Origin of the sequence: Corynebacterium sp. (assembly GCF_030532195.1) — a bacterium.
Lineage (GTDB): Bacteria > Actinomycetota > Actinomycetes > Mycobacteriales > Mycobacteriaceae > Corynebacterium.
This window is the reverse complement of record NZ_JAUNLP010000005.1, coordinates 182086-202885: the sequence shown is the minus strand read 5'-3', so window position 1 is coordinate 202885 and position 20800 is coordinate 182086. Positions and strand designations below refer to the sequence as shown.

The window sequence follows — 20800 nt, the reverse complement described above, 5'->3', positions numbered from 1 at the left end:
TGTGGCCCTGAAACATTCATGGGGCCATTATTTCACAGGATTGATACCGAATGTTCAATCAACCCAAGATTTGTGCAGCTATGGTGCCACCGAGATTGACCAGACGGTCGGGCAGATCGTCGTCAAGCGCGCCGACAAACACGACGGGCTCGGCCGCAAGCTCCCACTTGTAGCCGGTCGTGATGGTTTTCATGGCGTTTTCCGCGCCGGTGGTGTCGAAGCCGCCGCGAATCCAGTAGGAAAATGGCAGGCCCTTAGTGACGTCCTGAGCCTCGCGGAAGGTGGTGTCAAAGAAGTGCTTGAGCGCGCCGGAGATGTAGCCGAAGTTGGCGGAGGTACCCAGCAGGATAGCGTCGGCGCTGGTCAGGTCGTCGATGGTGGCATCGAGAGCCTCGACAACTTTGACATCCACGCCCTCTAGCGCGGGGTCATTGGCGCCCTTGAGTACATGACTTAGGACTTCCTGCAGAAGCGGGGTCGGGGAATGGTGAACGACTAGAAGAGTAGGCATGCCCCGAGAGTAACGACGAGCCCCCTAGAAAACCACCTGTTCGCGAGGAATTTTCAGGCCCGCGCGCAGAGCTTCCGGGGTGCATTGATTTTACACATTCATTTGTTCACAATATAAATTGTTTGCTATAGGGTGACTGAATTATGAATCACTTCCGCAACCTCGCAGCTGCTGCACTCCTCTTAGCCTTGACTTGCTACATTGGTCTGTTTTTCGTCAGCACTGCGCTCTCCGATGCCTGGACAATACCCCTCGCTGTCGGAGTCTTCGGATTCGGCCTAATCGGCTTCCTAACAGCGCTAAAAGCCCGGTCAAACGGTTTGGTAATCACGACGGCACTTATTACATTCGCACTCTTGCCCCTAACGTATACGCTAGCCGTAGTTTTCGGCGGCCCCTAGAAAACCACCTGTTCGCGCGGAATTTTCAGGCCCGCGCGCAGAGCTTCCGGGAGGTCAGCGATGGAGTCCAGTTCTTCGCCACCGCCATCACTACCGCCACCGCCGCTCAGCGAATCCAAAATCCACCGCTGCGCTGCATCCACCGACACCTCGCCGAGAGTCACGTCACCATCGCGCTTGGACAGTCGCCGCCCTTCAGAGTTCACCACCAGTGGCACGTGCACAAACAAAGGTGCAGCGTGACCGAGCAACCCGGCCAAGTACGCCTGCCGCGGAGCCGACGACATCAGGTCATCTCCACGCACAACCTCGGTCACACCCTGCTCGGCATCGTCAACAACGACCGCGAGGTTGTAAGCCCACATGCCATCTGCACGCTGGAGAATGAAATCGTCGATGGGCGCGGTAATCTCCCCGTGTAGCTCATCCATCGCAGTGCCCTCACTCACCTGGGATTTAAGGCGTATCGACGGCCTTCTCCCGGCTGCCACAAACTCAGCCTTTTTCGCGGCGAGGCGATCGTCGTCAAGCGATCGGCACGTGCCGGGATACTGGCCTGGTACGCCGTGCGGTGCGGAGGAGGCCGCGAGGATTTCGCGGCGCGTGCAGAAGCATGGGTACGTCATGCCGCGCTGTGCGAGATTGGCAAGCGCGGATTCATACAGGTCAGAGCGCTCAGACTGGCGAACCGGCGTGCCATCCCAGTCAATGCCGATGGTCTCGAGGTCGGCGAGCTGCTGCGCCTCATGCTCGAGGCGGGAGCGCTGGCGGTCGATGTCCTCGATGCGCACGATAAAGCGACCACCCTGCGCGCGAGCGTGCGCCCAGGCGAGAACCGCGGTGCGCAGGTTTCCCAGGTGCAGCCGACCGGTCGGCGAGGGGGCGTAGCGGCCGGTGGGGTGCGCGGGATTTGGTTTCTGCTGCATAGTCACCACGGTAATATCCCTCCCGTGACAAATAACGAAAACCTGCCCAAGTCTGGGCCGGGCAACGCCGAGGCTGTCGCTGCAGCCACCTCGCACGCGCCCGAGAACGCAGCTATGTCCGAATCCGCAGCAACCACGCCACGCCACATCTCGGTACCGAATTCGCTGTACCCGATGTTCACGGCCATTTTCATCGGCGTGCTGATTGTCTCTAACATCACCGCCACCAAAGGCGTGGAAATCTTCGGCCTGGCCACCGACGGTGCTTTCTTCCTCTTCCCCTTGAGCTACGTCATCGGCGACGTGCTTTCCGAGTGCTACGGCTACAAAGCCACCCGCCGCACCGTGTGGACCGGCTTCGCCATCCTCGCCGGCGCGATGGCCTGCTTCTTCATCGCCATCAAACTCCCCGCCGCGCCGTGGTACGAAAATCAGGAAGCCTTTACCACCGTCCTCGGCACCGTCCCGCAGCTAGTTCTCGCAGGTCTAGCGGGTTACGTCGTCGGGCAGCTGCTCAACGCTTGGTCGCTCAACGCCATCAAGAAGCGCACTGGCGAAAAGGCCCTCTGGGCACGCCTAATGGGCTCGACTGTGGTCGGCGAGTTCGTCGACACGCTCATCTTCTGTTCCATCGCCGCGACCGCCATCGGCATCGACACCTGGGGCACCTTCGTCAACTACGTCATCGTCGGCTTCATCTGGAAGACCGCCGTCGAATTCGTCATCATGCCCATCACCTACGCCGTCATCGCGTGGGTCAAGCGCCGCGAGGGCTACTACACCGCTCACGCCCCCGCTTAACGACGGAATGTGCCGCGACCTGTCCTGTTAGTGCAGGTCGCGGCATAGGCGAGTGCTACTACTTCACATCCCGCTTGGCATTAACCCACTGAGCTGCGGCGATAGCCAGTACAATCCAAGCCACAACAACCACCACGTTGAACCACAATGGCTGCGTCATGCCAGCCTCAAAGCCAATATGCGGCCGTTCCGGATTCGTCATTATCCCGGAGAGCTGCGGTGCCAGCTGCTGAATGCGCTCGCCCGGCGCGACCAGCCAAATTGGCCGGAGCACCTTAAAAGCCGAGGCCGCATACCCCAGCATGTTTTCCACCACCAGCAGCCACACCAGTGGAATCGCCACTGCAGCCACGCGGGACCTGGTCAGCACACCCAACGACATCGAAATTAGCGAGAAAACCACAAAACCCAGCAGCGACGTGAAGATGTAATAGGTCTGACCACCTTCAAAGCCCACCGCCGGAGATGCCGCCACAGCCGCATACGCAATCGCGATACCCAGCGCCCAGCACACGGCCAGCAAAACCACGGTCAGTAGGAACCTCGCTGATAGCCACAAACTCCGCCTGTCCTGCGTCAAAAACGCATGTGCATGCATCTGATCGTTGTACTCCCCGGCCGCCGTGGAACCGCCGAAAGCAATCGCAATCATGTTGAAAATCACGGCTCCGACCAGCAGCATCGACCAGCTGACGGTCATGCCGTCATCGGCCATCACGCTAAAGAGCATCGTCGGCGCAGCTATCGAGCCCACCAGCAGCACCGCATACACCCACGTGCTGCGGAGACTCTTCAACTTCGTCCATTCCGACCGCAACGCATTGCCAAAACTCATTGTGCTCACTCCCCTACTCGCCAATCGCCTGTGCTCGGTACTCCTGAGCTTCGTGCGTCGCAGCCAGGAACTTCTCTTCCAAGTTGTTGCGCTTGGTGTTCAACCGCGTCACCATCAGGCCCTCACGCAGCGCAGCGGCTGCAATTTCGCGACGAAGTTGCTGCTCGCTGATGCCGTCGTGAAGCGGAATGCGCAAGTGCTTATCGACGTCTACCCCGCGCGCGAGCGGTCCGAGTGCTTGCAGTAGCCGGGAGGGATCATCGACTTCGACTTCGACGATGGTGCCGTCGGCGAGGAATTCGTCCATGCTGTATTCACCGATCATGCGGCCGCGGCCGATGACGACGATGCGGTCGGCGGTGAGCTGCATCTCTGAAAGCAGGTGCGATGAGACCAGAACTGCGCAGCCCTGCTCAGCCAGTGACCTGATGGTTTGGCGCATCCATGAAACACCTTCGGGGTCGAGGCCGTTGACGGGCTCATCAAGAATGAGGTGTTTAGGCTTGCCGAGCAGCGCCTCTGCCACTCCCAGACGCTGCTTCATACCCAGCGAGTAACTGCCGACCTTGTCGCCGGCGGCCTCGGTCATACCGACCTGCTCGAGGCATTCTTCCACGCGGGTGTCGGGGATGCCCGCGCCGCGTGCGAGAACCTGCAGGTGAGCGCGACCCGAGCGGGCCTTGTTATGCCACGTGGCATCCAAAATGGCGCCCGCGACGCTGGGCTTATTCCGCAGCTTTGCAAACGGCTGATTGACATATTCATTGCCCTGCGAATCCGTTCCGGTGAACAGAGCCTGGCCGGTCGTTGGGAGGTCGAGGCCAAGCATGCAGCGCATGGTCGTGGACTTACCGGAGCCGTTGGGACCGAGAAAACCTGTCACTACACCGTCGGGAACGGTGAAGGACAGGTCATCGACGGCTAATTTCGAGCCGTACTTCTTGCTGAGTCGTTCAACCGTGATCATGATGTCCATCATGCCGTTTTAGGTGAACTGGCGCAGTGGTGCTGAGGCTAGTTGTCCTCGGCCCCGGCTCTGGCTCCATCTCACCACCACACCACTTCATGACACCTGTGTCACCTCGCTGCACCACCCCCACCACACCACTTCACGACACCTGTGTCACCTCGTGCCAGCTGCGGAGGTGGCACACGGTGACATGCGTGTCATGAAGTCGGTTTTGGAACCCGCTGTGCCGCTGTGCCGTTGTGCCGTTGTGCCGCTGTCCAGCTGCCCCCCTGTCCAGCTGTGTCTGTGGATATCCCCCAAAAACCGAAAACTATCCACAGCCAGCGACAAATCAGCTCCTCCAGCCACTCCACTCACGCCAAAAAAAGAGAACGTAGACCACACCACTCGTCCCGCCTCTATCCCAGCAATCTTTCAGGAGCACGACGCGATGCCCCAGTGGATCTACGACGCCGACCGCATCATCCGCACTGGCCAGCAGCGCGATTGCGCGCGGCCAAGCACATTTGCCATCTCCAGAATTGGTCAGCATTCCGACAAAGTGCTCCAGCAGCGAGCCAAACGCGACAGCCTCCTATGGCTCGCGCACGGCGCATACGTGCCCGTCGACAAGTGGCTGACGCTAAACAGCACCGAGCGCTACATCCTAGAGATTAAAGCCCTCGTCCACCGAGGTACCGCGACCGTCCTAACCCGCGATGCCGCCGCCGCACTCCACGGTCTCCCGCTGCTCACACATGGCACTGCAATCGCAATAGCTAACTCTGGTCGCGCGCCCGGGCAATCGCGAAACACTCCCGACGGCCTCTACCGACCGCACAACAGGCTCGTCCGTGTCTCGGGCCGCATCCTTCCAGAGGACATCGTAGAGATCGACGGCCGTCTCACCACGGATGTCCCCAAGTCCGTCATCGACGTGTGCCGTTCTCGCACACCGCACAATGCACTAGTGCTTGCCGACGCCGCCCTCCAGCGCCACACCGACACCGCGGAACTGTTGGCCACGTTGAATGCGTATCCTCGATCGCCGGGAAATGCGCAGGCCAGGCGGCTACTAAGACAGGCTACGTCGCTGTCGGAAAGTATTGGGGAATCGCTGACCAAAGGCGCAATCGTGGAGGCGGGACTAGCTTCCGTCGATGATCGACGTGCCCCGCTGCTACAGCAAGTGGTTTTCCAGGATGAGCGTGGCTTTGTCGCTCGGGTGGACTTTTACCTACCGGCGCTCGGGTTAGTCATCGAATTCGATGGCCGTATGAAGTACACCGACGGCGGGATTGCGGATACACAGGTAGCGATCGCCAAGGAGCTAGAGCGCGAAAAACGCCTGAAAAATCTCGGACTCAGGGTAGTCAGAATCGTGTGGGCACAGCTTTTCGACGGCTCCGCCGTAGCCACCTTGCGCCAGGCTGCTACCGAAATTCAGCGTCAGCTGGCAAACGGCGGCAGCTGCTATAGCGGGAGGTACTCCCTCGCTCGGCAGCCTATCGAAATCAAAGGGAAAGCCGCCGAGCTGGCTTTGCGTCGCCGTCAGCTCTGGCACCAGGCAGGGCGGCTGTAATAGCTGTATTGGCTGTATTAGCAGCCTCAGCTGCTTCTCCCCGTCCCCTCCTCGGCCCAGGCGCCGACACGGCCCTTGGCGGACCAGCCACACCACTTCATGACACCGGTGTCACCTTGTGCCACCTCCACGGCTGGCACGAGGTGACATACGTGTCGTGAAGTGCGCGCTGGGAGGGGGCGGACAAGCTAGTTATTCACCGCGCGCCCACCGTTGGCGTAGTAACGGCCGAGGAATTCATCACGGTATTCAAAGAAACGATCCTCCAAAATCGCAGCGCGGATATTATCCACCAGCTGCACCATGAAGAACAGGTTGTGAATCGTGCACAGCGTGCCAGCCAGGTACTCCTTGGCCTTCAGCAAGTGGTGCAGGTACGCACGCGAGTAATTCAGCGAGGTGTACGACGGCACCTCCACGTCCACCGGGCGGAAATCCTTCTTAAAGCGCGCATTAGTCAAGGTCATCCGGCCATCGAGCGTGTACACACCACCGCGGCGGGCAAGCCGCGTCGGAGCCACACAGTCAAAGGTGTCGGCACCGGCCTCAACAGCGGCGAAAATATCGTCCGGCTCAGAGATCCCCAGCAGGTGGCGGGCGCGGTCGTCGGGAAGCTCATCATTGACCCAACCGCAGATCAGACCGAGATTCTGCTTCTCAATCGCCCCGCCAATGCCATAGCCGTGGAAGCCGAGCTTGCCGGCATCTTCAAACTCGCGGGAGAGCTCCACCAGCCCGCGGGCGGCCTTGCGGCGCAGGTCTTCATACTGCGCACCCTGCACGACACCGAATAGCTGCTGGACGGGCAACTGGCCGTCGTCAAGCGAATCGACGTGCGCATCGACCTGACCGCGCGCGATTGTCAGTTCGTTGTGCGCCTCCAGGCAGCGGCGCGCCCAGCGATGCGTCCGCTCGACGGATGCCTCCTGGTAGCCGCGGGTATTCATAAGCGTGGTGAGCTCGTCGAACGCCATCATGATGTCCGCGCCCAGCGCGTGCTGAATGCGCATGGACACCTCCGGCGTGAAGCGATGCTCGGAGCCGTCGATGTGCGAGCGAAACGTCACACCGTCCTCATCGACAAACGCGTTGCGCTCCTTGCCCTCGGCAACGATGTCGTCCTTCTGCATACCGGTGACGTCCATGGCGAGGGTCTTCTTAAAGCCCGCACCCAGGCTGAGCACCTGAAATCCGCCAGAATCGGTGTACGTCGGCCCGTTCCAATTGGAGAACTTCGCCAACCCGCCGGCCTCATCGACGATCTCCTCGCCCGGCTGCAGGTACAGGTGGTACGCGTTCGACAGCATCGCCTGCGCGCCCGTCGAGCACACCTGCTCCGGCGTCAGCGTCTTCACCGTCGCCTTCGTGCCGACCGGAATGAACGCCGGCGTAGCAATATCGCCGTGCGGGGTGTGAATCGTTCCGGCACGTCCGCGCGCACCGTCAATCTGCTTTACGACGTCGAACCCCGTCGTCCTCGATTGCGACATGAAGCTCCTTGCTAGTGTCCGTTGGGCTGCCTAGAGATTACTCGGCCTCGTTGCCCGAGTTGTCCGCGCCTTCCTCTGGCTCTTCCGCCGCGCGCCGACGACGTGGCTCCGAAAGCTTCCGGCCAGAGCGCTTCGCCAGCTCCGCCACGGTCACCTTCTTGCGGCGCTCCGGGCGGTAGTCCGGGCGAACTTCCAGGTCCGTGGAGTTTCCTGGCTGGTTCTGGGCTGGCTGTGGCTGCTCCAACTCGGCCGTGTCAGCTGCGTCGGGTTCGGGGACGGGCGCCTCAGATTCAGCGTCAGCAGTGTCAGCCTCGATTTCGCGCAGCTGCGCCTTCTCGAACTTCGTGGCAAAACGGTCACGCGGCTTGGTGGCAACTGCCACGCCACCTGCAGATTCTGTCTCAGGCTCAGCTGTAGGTTCATCGTGGTGCTCAACGGCCACACCGCGACCGGCACCGCGACCTTCTGGCAGCAGAGTCTCACCAGCGGCCATGCGCTCACGACGGCCCTTCTCCACCAGCTCCTCGGCGACCTCTTCCAGTGCGGAGCCTTCCACGTCAACGGAGGGCAACAGCTTGTCCAGCCACTTCGGCATGTACCAAGTACCGCGGCCAAGCAAGAACATGGCTGCCGGGATGAAGGTCATGCGGATGACGAAGGCGTCGAAAAGCACTGCCGCACCCAACGCGAAACCGAAGACCTTGACGATCGCCAGCGGCTGACCGGCGAAGGCGGCGAAGACGGAAATCATGATGATGGCGGCGGCGGTGACCACGCGCGCACCCAGCGTGAAGCCTTCGACGACTGATTCCTCGACCGCGTCGTACTTCGACTGCGGTGACGCTTCGCCCTTGTTGTGGATGTAGTGCTCGCGCATTCGTGAGACCAGGAAGACCTGGTAGTCCATGGCCAGACCGAACGTCACGCCGATCAGGAAGATTGGCACGAAGCTGACTAGCGGCCCCGGCGTGCCGATGACGCCCCACAGGCCGTCCTGGAAGAACGCGACGGTGACACCGAATGCGGCCGCGACAGAAAGCAGGAAGCCCATACCGGCCGTGACTGGCACCATCAGCGAGCGGAAGATCATCAGCAGCAGAATCACGGCCAGACCCACGACAACGCTCAAGTACAGCGGCATTGCGCCCTGCAGACGGTCGGTGATGTCGATTTCAATCGGCACCAGACCGGTGACACCGGTGTAGAGACCAGTGGTCTTTTCAATCTGCTTCTGCTGATCACGCACAGCGTTCATCAGCTGCTTGGTGGCAGGATCCAGCGGGCCCGACTTCGGGGTCATAATCATTTTGACCGCGGTGCCGTCGTGGTTCATGCCAATCATCTGGATGTGCTCAACACCGACGTTGGACTTGAACTGGTCGACCGCATAACTGTACGAAGCCTTGCGGGCGGCATCGATGTCGGAGATTCCCGGATTGCCCTGCTTCACGGTGTCAATAAGCGGTTTGAGCACCGGCGCGTCCGGGTTCACATCATCCGACTTAGCAACGATAATCAGCTGCGAGTTACGGCCCGGACCGAAGCCCTCCTCAATCATGGTGATGGCCTTGCGGTTCGTGCTGTCCTTCGCTGCGGTCGAATCCGACGGCAGCGCCAGCTTCAGGTGCATGGCCGGATATGCCAGTGCCAGCAGCAGGATGATACAGCCAACAAGGAACAGGCCTGGCGCCTTATGCACGAAGGTGACCCAACGGCGGCCCATCGTCATCTCACCGAAGAAGGACGAACGACGGCCCTTGCGCGGATTGCGCGACGGGTTGCCTGCCACACCCGGAATACGGCCTGCAAAGACCTTGTCACCCAGCAGCGCCATGATGGCCGGCAGCAGTGTCAGGGAGACCAGCACCGTGAACGCCACGGTAATAGCGGCCGAAATACCCATCAAGGACATAAACGGCACCTTGGCGACTGTCAGCGCTGCCAGCGCCACAATCACCGTCATACCGGCAAACACCACGGCAGAGCCGGCTGTACCGGTGGCCATGCCCACGGCATCTTCGTTGGTCATGCCTCTGGCTCGCTCAGCTCTGTAGCGCGAGAGAATAAACAGCGCGTAGTCAATACCCACGGCCAGGCCAAACATGACGGCGAGCACCGGGGTAATCGAGTTGACCTCTGTGAAGGCGGTCATAAGTGTCACGCCGAAGACACCAATGATGATGCCGACAACTGCAGTGATAATTGGCAGGAACGATGCCACAACGGAGCCAAAGGTGACCACCAAAACAATGAAGGCCACGGTCACACCGATGATTTCCGAGGTCGGAGCGACCTCGATGGGAGGCTGCATGCCTGGCCCAGAGGCCTCGACCTTGAGGCCGGCATCACGGCCTGCCTGCATGGCATCAAGCAGACCCTGCATATTCTCTGGCTCGATATCCTGCGGCATCTTCGCGTCAAAGACGAAAGTGGAGATGCCATAGCGACCATCGTCAGACACGGTACGCAGGGCATTGGCATCGGCTTCAGCGACGTCCTTGGGCAGACCTGCCGCCATGCCCTGCTCTTTAACCATCTCCTGCATCTTGGGATTGAGGTCCACAGGGTTATGCAGCTGCAGGTCATCGGATATCTGGCCGACATTGTCGCGGATGCCATTAATGACCTTGTCAACGGCAGCCTTGTTCTCCGGATCCGCTAATTGCTCCCTGTCGGGGGCTTCAAATACAACGTAAACGCGCTGCTCACGAATGGGGTTGGGGACGTCCGGGAACTTCTCCTCAATAATGTGCGAGGCAACAGCAGACGGCATGCCGGGGATGGAGAACTGGTCAACAAACCCCTTCTGGAATGCCGCGACTGAACCGCCCAGCCCCGCCAAAATCAACAGCCAGGTAATGATTACAGCCCATTTATGCCGGTAGGAGAACTTGCCGAGCCTGAAAAGGACCTTAGCCATGTGGAGTTTCCCTTACGTCTAATGTTCGTCTGGACCGCCTAAACTGCAGCCGCACAGCCGAGCTCTATACAAGTACGTACTCGCTCAGCTCCACACTTTCAGTTTGAATCCTATTCCCTAATATTCCGATGCTAGCGACCGCCCGACGTTGGGCAGCACTGACCGCAGAAAACTTCAACCACCACGGCTCAAAACGGAAATACTTTTGTTAAGCGTAGCGGACTTCCCGGACTCATGTAAGCAATGGGGCGCGTGTTACGGGTGTGAATTAGGGGCTGGCCGAATTAGGACCAAGCCAAAAGCAAAACCCCCGGGGCTCCTACGAATAGGAACCACCGGGGGGCTAGATGGCGGTGACGGAGGGATTTGAACCCTCGGTACGGGGTTACCGCACAAAGCATTTCGAGTGCTTCACCTTCGGCCGCTCGGACACGTCACCGCTAGAAAACGTTACAGGTAGGCCCATTAACTACCAAATCCCCAGGTCAAAGCGCCTTCCCAGTCTCTCAGCACAATCCGTCCGGCACGCCCGAGCCACAAAGCACGCGAAATAACCATCCGCTCAGCGTCAGTCACGCGAGCCAACCACCTGCTAAGCATGAGTGAGGGAATACTCTGTACTTATAAATCTGCCCCGAAGAAAGGAATCCCGCTCATGATTCGTTCTGCCATCATCGGCTACGGCAACTTGGGCCGCAGCGTCGAAAAGGTCATCGCTGACCAGCCGGACATGGAGCTTGTCGGCGTTTTCTCCCGCCGCGATTCGCTGGACACCACCGCTCGCGTGTTGCCGGCGGCGGATGTCGCCAAGTACAAGGACGAAATCGACGTCCTGTTTGTCTGCCTGGGCTCGGCCACCGATGTCCCAGAACAGGCGCCTGAACTGGCAAAGAGCTTTACGACGGTCGACACCTACGACAACCACCACGAGATTCCGAAGCACCGCGCAGCGATGGATGCCGCAGCCCGCGAAGGCGGCAATATCGCCATGATCTCCACCGGTTGGGATCCGGGCCTGTTCTCCCTGAACCGCGTCCTGGGCACTGCTATCCTGCCGGGCGCAGACCAGATGACCTTCTGGGGCCCGGGCCTATCGCAGGGCCATTCGGATGCTGTGCGCCGCGTGCCTGGTGTGAAGAAGGGTGTCCAGTACACCAAGCCGAACCCGGAGGCCATCGAGGCCGTGAAGAAGGGCGAGGGCGCAGACCTGAAGGGCAACGAATGTCACCTGCGCCACTGCTTCATCGTGGCGGAGGAGACCGGCAACGCTGACGAGGATGCCAAGCTCAAGGAGCAGATCCGCGAAACCATTGTGACGATGCCGGATTACTTCGCACCGTACGAGACCATCGTGGACTTCATCTCCGAGGAGGAGTTCGACCGCGACCACCAGGGCATGCCGCATGGCGGCCAGGTTATTACCCGCGGTCAGGCTGGCACGTCCGGCCACGTCATTGAGTTCGGCCTGGATCTCGAGCGCAACCCCGACTTCACCGCAGCCGTCCAGGTTGCCTACGGTCGCGCTGCCTACCGTCTGAAGCAGGCCGGCGAGGTTGGTGCTCGTACCGTCTTCGAAATTGCCCCGTACCTGCTGTCGGCCCAGCCGCTGGATGAGCTCATCGCCGACAAGCTCTAAACCTCCAGCTCAACATACAAATAACCCCCGACGCATTCCCGCAAAAAGGGAATCGGCCGGGGGTTGCGCTATCTAAACGTGCGCTAACTCAAGCACACCGACTTACTTGTCGTCGCCGGACAGCTTGCCCAGGGTCTCGGCGGCCTTGTCCTTCAGGTCCTCAGCACCCTGCTTAATCTTGGAAGCAGTCTGCTCGCCCTTACCCTGGTTCTTCAGGTCGTCGTTGCCAACGGCCTCGCCGGCCATTTCCTTTGCCTTGCCGCCGAGCTCATCAGCCTTGTTCTGCAGTTCGCTCATGGTAAGCCTCCTCATTCAAACGACAGTTTCGCGGTAGTGCCACATACCCTCTTCTTCAAAAGTCGAGGTCAACGGCCCCACTACTTGCCGACTCTACGTGAAAGCCCCATCTCAGGCATTACATCGCAGGCAATTGTGACAGAAACTTAATCTCCCAACTGCCGCTGCCGTTCGAAGAATTTCCGCAGGGGAACGGAACATTCGTCGGCAAGCACACCCCCGCGCACCTGCGGTGTGAAGGCGTGTGCGGGGTCGCGGATGACGTCGGCGATCGAGCCGCACGCACCCGTTTTCGGTGACCATGCGCCGAAGACGACGCGGCCGACGCGGCTCATGACGCAGGCGCCCGCGCACATCACGCACGGCTCGAGCGTGACCACCAACGTGCAGTCTTCCAGCCGCCAACCATCGCCGACCGCGCGAGTGGCTTCGCGCAGTGCCAGGACTTCTGCGTGGGCGAGGGGATCGCCATCTGCTTCACGACGGTTCGAGCCCCGGCCCACCACCGTGCCATCGGCAGCCACGACCACAGCACCGACCGGCACGTCCCCCTCGGCGGTCAGGGCGGCTTCGGCCAGCGCCAACCGCATCCACTGCTCGTCGAGGGTGTCCTGGCGGCGGCGCGGCAGAGCGCGGGAGGCCTCCGAATTAGTCGTCATAGGGGTCGTAGTCGTCGCCGTCGTAGTCCAAGTCAGCGACATCGGCCAGTTCCTCGGCGCAGCCCATTTCCTCGGCGATAGCCATAATCTGTTCGGAGGCCCACAGAGACTGATCATCGCAGATGGAGGCCAGAATATCCTCCGATACGCCCAGGTCAGCGAGGATATCCATGTCCCCTTCGGCCCAGGCGTCGACGTCGTCAAGCTCGTCTTCGTCGATATCGGGGATGTCCAAATCCAGCTCGTCGAAGACATCGGCTGCGATGTCGTCGGTGACGGCGGCGGTGGCATCGGACAGCAGCACGCGCAGCGACCTGAAGCCAAGGCGGACGATGATGAAGTAGTCATCATCGATATTGAGCAAGCCGACAGCGGCACGTTCAGAGCGGAGATTACGCAGCGCTTCGGCGGCATCAGCCAGCGAATCGGTAGCCTGCTCGCCGAGGTCGGTGACGCGCCAGCCGGACTCGCCCATAGTTACGGCGACCGCGAAGGAACGGTCGTCATCGGGGGCATATCCCCCGGAGAAGGTCGTGCTCATACCCAACAACGCTAGTCGCAGTGTGTCATGCTTGTCAGGTGAGCATTTTCGATTCCCCCTCCCCTGCTTCGTCCATTTCTCCGGCCGCGGCACTGCCTGCGGTCTGCATTCTCGGTCTCGGTTTGATTGGCGGATCGATGATGCGCGATCTCCGCGCCGCCGGCGTGGAATGCTTCGGCTGGAACCGCTCTTCCCCAACTGTCGAAGAAGCCGCAAAGGAGGGCTTCGACGCCAGTTCTGACCTGCAAGAAACGCTTAAGCGCGCAGAGAGCTGCGGCGCGCTGATTGTCATTGGCACGCCCATGACCGCTGTCGGCGCGATGCTCGACGCGATTGACGAACATGCCCCCAGCTGCGGCATCACTGACGTGGTGTCGGTGAAGTCGGCGGTCGCTGCGGAGGTCCGTCAGCGCGGCATGGAGCAGCGCTTCGTCGGCGCGCACCCAATGGCCGGTTCCGCGGAGGCTGGCTGGTCCGCTACTCGCGAGGGGCTTTTCGACGGCGCCCCCTGGGTTCTCACCTACGATTTGGCAGCAGCCGCCACCGATGCCGGCGAGGACGTGCCGGAGCGGTGGATGACAATCTTTGAGCAGGTGGGAAGCCTGGGCGCAACGCTGGGCAGTCAGCTGATTCCGTCTCTGAGCGGCCACCACGACCACAGCGTCGCCCGTATCTCCCATATGCCGCATCTGGCCGCTTACGCCGTTGCCGCCGCTGGCGAGGCCGGGGGCCCGATGGCCATCTCGCTTGCCGCAGGCTCTTTCCGCGATGGCACCCGTGTTGCTGCCGCCGCGCCCGAGATGGTCATGTCCTGGTGCGAGAACAACACCGAACCGGTTCTCGCCGCGCTTGACGACGTCATCGAGCGCCTCACCTCCGCGCGAGAGCAGCTGGCCGAAAAGGGCACCGCCATTGACCTGGCCACGGTTGGTCACATTGCCCGTATCCGGTATGAGGCCCGTCCCAGCGACCGCCCCATCTTCCGCCTGCGCGTTGGCGAAGGTGACTGGGTTGCGCAGCTGAGGTTGGCTGAAAACGTCGGTGGGCAGATAAATATGTTCTAGTGTGGAACTATGTTTCCCGCTGAACTGAAAAACAGCCTTTCCGGAATCACCGTTCTCAACTTCGCCATCAACGTCCCCGGGCCGCTAGCCGCACAGTACTTGAGCCAATTGGGCGCTCGAGTAATCAAGGTCGAGCCACCGGCCGGGGACCCACTCGGGCAGTTTGGCCGACCGTGGTACGAGGCCATGTCTGCAGGCCACGAAATTATCCAAGTGGACGCCAAAAGTGAGCAGGGCCGCGAGCAGCTCAGGCCGCTGCTTTCACAGGCCGATGTCGTTATTACTTCAGTTCGACCCTCCGCGCTGGAGCGCATGGGGCTTACCGGGCTACACAAGCTGCCGAACGGCCCAATCCACATCGACATCGTCGGCGACACCGAATCGCCCGAGACTCCCGGCCATGACCTGACCTACCAGGCAGGGGTCGGCACGCTGACACCGCCAGCGATGCCTCCGGTCTTGCTTGGCGACATCCTGGGCGCACACTTTGCAGTCACCACTACCCTGGCGGCGCTGGTGAAGCGGGCTGGTGTGGGCGTCGACAAGCGTGGCGAAACGCACGGCGTACATTGCCGTATCGGCCTGAAACAGGCAGGCGAGACCGGCGCCGCGCCGTTGAAGTACGGCCTGACGGCGCCAGGTGGACTGCTGGGCGGCGGACTGTGGACTTACGGCCTCTACCCCAGCTCGGACGGCTATGTGGCTGTGGCGGCGCTGGAGCCGCACTTTGCCGCGGCCCTGACAGAGGCGACAGGAGCGACGAGCCGCGAGGAACTGGGAGGTTTCTTAGGCGCCCGCACCACGGCCGAAATCATCGAGTTGGCCAGCGCCCAGGCCCTACCACTGGCTGCGGTGGTTTAGGAGTTCAGTCCTGCGGCCTCAGCGGTGAGCTCGACAGAGCGCAGACGGTCGTCGACCTCCAGCGAGTGGTGCGCCACGATCAGCTCGTCTGCGGTGGAGTACTCGCCGAACTGCGCAATCTGCTCGCGCACCTGATCGACCGTGCCGACTGCCGTGTGGCGGAACATATTCTGCACCTGACGACCCTGCGGAGTATCCATCAGGACCTCGGCTTCATCATCAGTCAGCGTGTGACCACCGCGGGACAGGAAACGCTTGACCATGTTACGGCGGGTGGCGAAGTACTGACGCTGCGCGTCCTCTTCGCTTTCCGACGCAATGACATTCATGGCCGCAAAAGCGTATGGCTTATCCAACTGCTCCGACGGCTGGAACTTCTCGCGGTAGACGGAGATGGCATCTAGCAGCGCATCCGGCGCAAAGTGCGAAGCAAAAGCGTATGGCAGGCCGAGCGCAGCTGCGAGCTGAGCACCAAAGAGCGAGGAGCCCAAGATGTACAGCGGCACGTGTGTGCCACGGCCCGGGATAGCGTTAATGCCCTTGACCAGGGACTCATCGGACAGGTAGCCCTGGAGCTCCTGAACATCCTGCGGGAAGGTCTCCGAAGGACGCGGGTCACGGCGCAGTGCGCGCATAGTGACCTGGTCCGTGCCTGGCGCACGACCAAGCCCCAGCTCAATGCGGCCTGGGTAAAGGTTTGCGAGCGTACCAAACTGCTCCGCGACCGTCAGCGGAGCGTGGTTCGGCAGCATGACACCGCCGGAGCCGAGGGTAATGTGCTCGGTCTTTGCAGCGATGGCTGCGATGAGAACGGCCGGCGACGACGATGCGATGGAGTTCATATTGTGGTGCTCGGCGTACCAAATGCGCTGGTAGCCTACCTTTTCCGCAGTCTTCGCCAGGTCGATGGAGCCCTGCAGGGCATCCGCGTGGGTCTGCCCCGAGGCTACGGTTGCTAGGTCAAGAATGGACTCAGTACGAATCATGGTTCCACAGTGTAGAACGTTTGGCAGATTTTGCGAGTTTGGGATGTTTGGAATGTCTGGGAATGCTGAGGCGCTGGGGGTTTGGAGTTTGGGGTTGGTTTGCTGGTGTGGTTGCGGGTGGGCGGGCTCGTGGGTGGCGGGTGGTGGTGTGGCAGTGCGGGTGGTGGTGTGGCGGAAATGCGAACTTGGCCGAAACCTCAGCGCGCACCTATGGCTCAAAAATGACCTATGGCTCAAATGTGAACATATGGCTCTGTATACGCGACCAAACGTTACTTTCACGCCATAAGTCACTTTTGAGCCACACGTGGGGACCACACATATAGGTGCAAGGCCCAACAGGCCGAATACAAAAAGACCCGCACCTTATCGGTGCGGGTCTGCATTGTGCGCCCGAAGGGATTCGAACCCCTAACCTTCTGATCCGTAGTCAGATGCTCTATCCGTTGAGCTACGGGCGCATTTTGTTGTTATTCAGTGGCTCTGGGTGATTCCCTTGGCCCCTGCAACGAATATGTACTTTACTCATCCTGCGAAGTTTTACAAAATCGCCTGGTCAAGCAATCTTTTTGGAGACTTATTCAAGTACATATTCGCCGCATGTTAACAACAGGTTTCGTGCCGGTTACCCCGGTCTAACCGGCACGGACCGAGGAAACTACTCGCCACGCACCCAGCGGACAGCGTTGCCGAAGATATCCTGCTCACCGATACCTGGGATGTTGCGCATGAGGCCATCGCGGAAACGCTCAGGGTGCCCCATCTTGCCCAGGATCTTGCCGTCAGCGCTGACGATGCCCTCGATGGCGTAGGAGGAACCGTTCGGGTTGGAAGGTGCCTCCATAGTCGGGGCGCCCTCTGCATCGACGTACTGGAAAGCAACCTGACCAGCCTCGAAGAGGCGACGGGCCTCTTCCTCGGAAACCACGAAGCGGCCCTCGCCGTGGGACACCGGCATGAGGTGAGTCTGGCCCGGGGTGAAGCCACGCAGCCACGGGGAATTCACAGTGGCCACGCGAGTAGTGGCAATGCGGGAAACATGGCGGAGCTGGCGGTTGTGGGCCAGCGTCGGGGAATCTTCACGCAACTTGGCCGGGTCACCGTACGGCAGGAAGCCGGACTTGACCAGGGCCTGGAAGCCGTTACAAATGCCCAGCATCAGACCATCGCGGGCCACGAAGTCCTTGACGGCTGCGGCGACGTCGTCGGAACGCAAGAACGCCGCAATGAACTTAGCGGAACCGTCCGGCTCATCACCGAGGGAGAAGCCACCGGAGAACGCGAGGATATCGGTGTCTCTGAGCTTGGAGATAAAGGCCTTGGTGTCCTCAGCGAGCATCTCCGGAGTCAGGTTGCGGATTACGTGGAACTCGTAGGACGCACCGGCGGCGACGAAGGCCTCGGCCATGTCGTACTCAGAGTTGGTACCCGGGAAGACCGGGAGGAGAACGTGAACATCCTTCTTGGCCGGGCTCTTCAGCTCGGTCTCGCGGTCGGAAACCTGAGCTGCGAACTCCGGTAGCTGCTCGCCCTCGTACTCGTTGAGCGGGAATACCTCGCGGTAACCGGACTCGAGTGCCTCAAGCGCCTCGGCGACGGAGAAGGACTCCTCACCGAAGGTGAAGGTGCCAGAAGCGTCGGTGGAGCCGATCTTCTCCGCACCGTCAACCTTCTGACCAGCCGGAACTGCAACCACAATGGAACCCAGCGGAGCTTCGACCAGCGAAGCGTTCACGCCCACGCCATTGCCCACGGCCATGTTGACCAAGGTCGCACCCAGGCCCGCACCAGTGACAGCCGAAGCCGCAGCCGCAGTCGGGTGCAGCTCGCGCACAGCCGCGAACAGGTCATTGAGCTGGGCGTAGTTCGGCTCCCCGGACTCCAGCGGCGCGTGAGCGAACAGGTACAGGTCGTGCTCACCAGCCGGAATAGCAGCGGAGACCGCCTCGGACTCATCCATTGCCGCAACCGCGAAGGTCACCAGAGTAGCTGGCACGTGCAGGTCTTCACCATAGGTACCGGACATGGAGTCCTTGCCACCAATGGCTGCGACCTGGAAACCATCCTGCGCCTCCAGCAGGCCGAGCAGCGCCTGAGTGACCTCGCCCCAACGCTGCGGGTCCTGGTCCAGACGCTGGAAGTACTCCTGGACACTCAGCCATGCGCCGCGCGCGTCGCCACCGCCAGCAGTGAGCTTGGCCAGTGCCTCGACCACGGAATACGCACCCATGAGGTACGGGGATTCGTCGGCAAGCGATGGCGAGTAACCCCACGTCATGATTGATGCCGTCGTAGTTCCGCCGTCCACAGGCAGCGTCTGAATGGATGCCTGCTCGTCGGTCTTCTGCGATGCGCCGCCGTACGGCATGAGAACGGTGGAGCGGCCGACGGTCGAGTCGAACTGCTCAATCATGCCCTCCTGGGAGCCCGCCGATGCCGCGCGCAGGGCCTCCAGCACGCTCGTCGGGGTCTGCTGCGCGGTGCCCTCGGCCGCGACCATTTCGACGCTCTGGGAACGGTCGGCGCCGTTGGTGTCGATGAACTCGCGCGAGAGATCGAAAACGACCTCATCGCCCATGAACATGCGCAGACGCCCGGTGTCGGTGATGTCCGCCAGCGCGACTGCCTCGAGGTTCTCCTCTGCAGCAGCGGCGATGATGAAGTCCGCATCCTCCGGACGCACGACCAGCGCCATGCGCTCCTGGGACTCGGAGATTGCGATCTCGCGCGCGTTCAGGCCGGCGTACTTCAGCGGCACGCGCTCGAGGTGGATGTCGATGGAATCAGCCAGCTCACCAACGGCGACAGACACGCCACCAGCGCCGAAGTCGTTACAGCGGACAATCTTCTTCGCAACGTCCTCGCGGCGGAACAGGCGCTGAATCTTACGCTCGTTGACGGGGTTGCCCTTTTGCACCTCGGCGCCGGAACGCCCCAGCGACTCCTCATCGTGCGCCTTGGACGAACCGGTCGCGCCGCCGACGCCGTCACGGCCCGTACGACCGCCAAGCATGATCACGACATCGCCCGGCGCGGGTTCCAGGCGCTTGACGTTTTCAGCCGGGGCGGCCGCAACGACGGCACCGAGTTCAAGACGCTTGGCGACGTATCCAGGATGGACCAGCTCGCGCACACCAGTGGTGGCCAGACCGATCTGGTTGCCGTAGGAGGAGTAACCAGCCGTTGCGCGCGAGGAGATATCGCGCTGTGGCAGCTTGCCCTCGAGAGTCTGCTCACGCGGAGTGTTGATATCGCCTGCACCGGACAGGCGCATGGCCTGGTAAACCCAGGAGCGGCCGGACAGTGGGTCACGGATTGCGCCGCCCAGGCAGGTGGAAGCACCACCGAATGGCTCGATTTCGGTCGGGTGGTTGTGGGTCTCATTTTTGAACATGAGCAGCCACTTGCGGTCATCGCCTTCGACGTCGACGTAGACGGAGCAGGCGTTGATCTCCTCGGAGACCTCCTGATCATCCATGACACCGGTGCGGCGCAGCTCACGGCCCATGATGGTGCCCATGTCCATCAGGGTGCGCGGCTTGTGAGTACGACCGTTGAGCTCGCGGAGCTCGTCGTAGCGGCGAAGCGCGCGGTCGAGCTGCGCGGCAAAGCGTGGCTCATTGTTATCAATCGAGGTCAGCTCGGTGTTGAAGGTGGTGTGGCGGCAGTGATCCGACCAGTAGGTATCCAGTGCAGACAGCTCAACCTCGGTCGGCGTGCGGCCCTCAGAGCGGAAGTAATCCTGGATGGTCTTCAGGTCCGCCAGGGACATGGCCATGCCATCGGCCTTCAGCAACTCGGTCAGGCCTTCGTCGTCCAGCTCGTTGAAGTCCGCATATTCCTTGAGCGGCTCAATCTCGCCCATGCTCGGGCGGCGCAGGACGTTGAGGTTCTTCTCCCCCGACTCGACCGGGTTGATGAGGAAAGAGCGCACGGCCTCATTTACCGGAGCGTCGAAGACGTACAGGGTGGCCGAGGTGATCTGCGCCTTGGTGTCTGGACGGAGCAGGCGCAGGGCCTGCTCGGCGGCATCGGCGCGCTGTTCGTACTGACCAGGCAGTGGCTCAACCGCAAGGTAGTGACCCAGCTCTGCCGGTGCTGGGAGCTCAACCAATTCGTCGACACGCGAATCGGCAACAACCGACTCACGCAGTGCGGTGAGGTCCTCTTCTGTTACGTCGAAGGCATCGTAGAGATAGAAGATTGCCACCTCCCCGTTCTGTCCGATCGAGGGCAGCAGCGTGGCTTCCTCATTGCGGAACTCGGGTTTACGGCGAACGGCAAGACGGGCGTCCATCAAGGCTCCTATCAGGGATACGGGGGTCAACCGGGGTCTAAGTC

16 protein-coding genes and 2 tRNA genes are annotated in these 20800 nt (G+C 61.2%); 5 read left to right on the top strand and 13 right to left on the bottom strand.

The genetic code is table 11. The features are described from left to right. Positions 1-58: 58 nt before the first annotated feature. Positions 59-511, bottom strand: a complete 453-nt coding sequence (locus Q4E11_RS07300; protein WP_303164818.1) for a flavodoxin family protein — start codon at positions 509-511, stop codon at positions 59-61. A 397-nt stretch (positions 512-908) separates the two neighbouring features. After that, entirely contained in the window at positions 909-1838 is a 930-nt protein-coding gene (gene gluQRS, locus Q4E11_RS07295) for a tRNA glutamyl-Q(34) synthetase GluQRS (RefSeq protein WP_303164817.1), read from the bottom strand. Positions 1839-1952: 114 nt separating this feature from the next. On the opposite strand from gluQRS, the gene Q4E11_RS07290 reads away from it, so the two are divergent. Continuing rightward, complete coding sequence (locus tag Q4E11_RS07290; protein ID WP_303164832.1) at positions 1953-2639, top strand: queuosine precursor transporter; 687 nt, start codon at positions 1953-1955, stop codon at positions 2637-2639. A 58-nt stretch (positions 2640-2697) separates the two neighbouring features. Here the strand turns inward: Q4E11_RS07290 and Q4E11_RS07285 are convergent, their stop codons facing one another. Next, positions 2698-3474 carry an ABC transporter permease gene (locus Q4E11_RS07285; RefSeq protein ID WP_303164816.1) on the bottom strand — a complete coding sequence of 259 codons (777 nt, stop codon included), beginning with the start codon at positions 3472-3474 and terminating at the stop codon, positions 2698-2700. 13 nt (positions 3475-3487) lie between these two features. Next, positions 3488-4441 (bottom strand): ABC transporter ATP-binding protein, encoded by a 954-nt coding sequence (locus Q4E11_RS07280; protein ID WP_303164831.1) that lies wholly within the window; start codon positions 4439-4441, stop codon positions 3488-3490. A gap of 433 nt (positions 4442-4874) precedes the next feature. Here Q4E11_RS07280 and Q4E11_RS07275 point away from each other — a divergent pair, with 433 nt between their 5' ends. Beyond that, the gene (locus Q4E11_RS07275; protein WP_303164814.1) at positions 4875-6005 is read left to right on the top strand and encodes a hypothetical protein; all 1131 of its coding nucleotides are present in this window, start codon (positions 4875-4877) and stop codon (positions 6003-6005) included. A 188-nt stretch (positions 6006-6193) separates the two neighbouring features. Here the strand turns inward: Q4E11_RS07275 and tgt are convergent, their stop codons facing one another. The 3 genes from tgt to Q4E11_RS07260 form a co-directional block, all read right to left on the bottom strand. Beyond that, the gene (gene tgt, locus Q4E11_RS07270) at positions 6194-7495 is read right to left on the bottom strand and encodes a tRNA guanosine(34) transglycosylase Tgt (protein ID WP_303164812.1); all 1302 of its coding nucleotides are present in this window, start codon (positions 7493-7495) and stop codon (positions 6194-6196) included. Between the two features lie 37 nt (positions 7496-7532). Continuing rightward, the gene (locus Q4E11_RS07265) at positions 7533-10415 is read right to left on the bottom strand and encodes an MMPL family transporter (RefSeq protein ID WP_303164811.1); all 2883 of its coding nucleotides are present in this window, start codon (positions 10413-10415) and stop codon (positions 7533-7535) included. A 348-nt stretch (positions 10416-10763) separates the two neighbouring features. Further along, positions 10764-10854 (bottom strand) — tRNA-Ser (locus tag Q4E11_RS07260). 216 nt (positions 10855-11070) lie between these two features. Here Q4E11_RS07260 and Q4E11_RS07255 point away from each other — a divergent pair. Beyond that, the gene (locus Q4E11_RS07255; RefSeq protein ID WP_303164810.1) at positions 11071-12051 is read left to right on the top strand and encodes a diaminopimelate dehydrogenase; all 981 of its coding nucleotides are present in this window, start codon (positions 11071-11073) and stop codon (positions 12049-12051) included. Between the two features lie 102 nt (positions 12052-12153). Here the strand turns inward: Q4E11_RS07255 and Q4E11_RS07250 are convergent, their stop codons facing one another. The 3 genes from Q4E11_RS07250 to Q4E11_RS07240 form a co-directional block, all read right to left on the bottom strand. After that, a complete protein-coding gene (locus Q4E11_RS07250; RefSeq protein ID WP_303164808.1) occupies positions 12154-12348 on the bottom strand; it encodes a CsbD family protein in 195 nt (64 codons plus the stop codon). Positions 12349-12494: 146 nt separating this feature from the next. Beyond that, complete coding sequence (tadA, locus tag Q4E11_RS07245; protein WP_303164807.1) at positions 12495-13049, bottom strand: tRNA adenosine(34) deaminase TadA; 555 nt, start codon at positions 13047-13049, stop codon at positions 12495-12497. Continuing rightward, positions 12997-13548: a tRNA adenosine deaminase-associated protein gene (locus tag Q4E11_RS07240; RefSeq protein ID WP_303164806.1), complete on the bottom strand. Its 552-nt coding sequence runs from the start codon at positions 13546-13548 to the stop codon at positions 12997-12999. The genes tadA and Q4E11_RS07240 overlap by 53 nt, the downstream gene beginning before the upstream one ends. Positions 13549-13586: 38 nt before the next feature. Here Q4E11_RS07240 and Q4E11_RS07235 point away from each other — a divergent pair, with 38 nt between their 5' ends. Next, complete coding sequence (locus tag Q4E11_RS07235; RefSeq protein WP_303164805.1) at positions 13587-14612, top strand: prephenate dehydrogenase; 1026 nt, start codon at positions 13587-13589, stop codon at positions 14610-14612. 9 nt (positions 14613-14621) lie between these two features. Beyond that, positions 14622-15473, top strand: a complete 852-nt coding sequence (locus Q4E11_RS07230; RefSeq protein WP_303164804.1) for a CoA transferase — start codon at positions 14622-14624, stop codon at positions 15471-15473. On the opposite strand, the gene Q4E11_RS07225 is transcribed toward Q4E11_RS07230, so the two are convergent. The 3 genes from Q4E11_RS07225 to Q4E11_RS07215 all read right to left on the bottom strand — a co-directional run bounded on the left by Q4E11_RS07225 (position 15470) and on the right by Q4E11_RS07215 (position 20756). Continuing rightward, the gene (locus Q4E11_RS07225) at positions 15470-16459 is read right to left on the bottom strand and encodes an LLM class flavin-dependent oxidoreductase (RefSeq protein WP_303164802.1); all 990 of its coding nucleotides are present in this window, start codon (positions 16457-16459) and stop codon (positions 15470-15472) included. The two genes, Q4E11_RS07230 and Q4E11_RS07225, sit on opposite strands and share 4 nt — an antisense overlap. Before the next feature lie 388 nt (positions 16460-16847). Continuing rightward, positions 16848-16920: transfer RNA gene (locus Q4E11_RS07220), tRNA-Arg, on the bottom strand. Positions 16921-17117: 197 nt separating this feature from the next. After that, positions 17118-20756, bottom strand: a complete 3639-nt coding sequence (locus Q4E11_RS07215; RefSeq protein WP_303164801.1) for a phosphoribosylformylglycinamidine synthase — start codon at positions 20754-20756, stop codon at positions 17118-17120. Positions 20757-20800 lie beyond the last annotated feature (44 nt).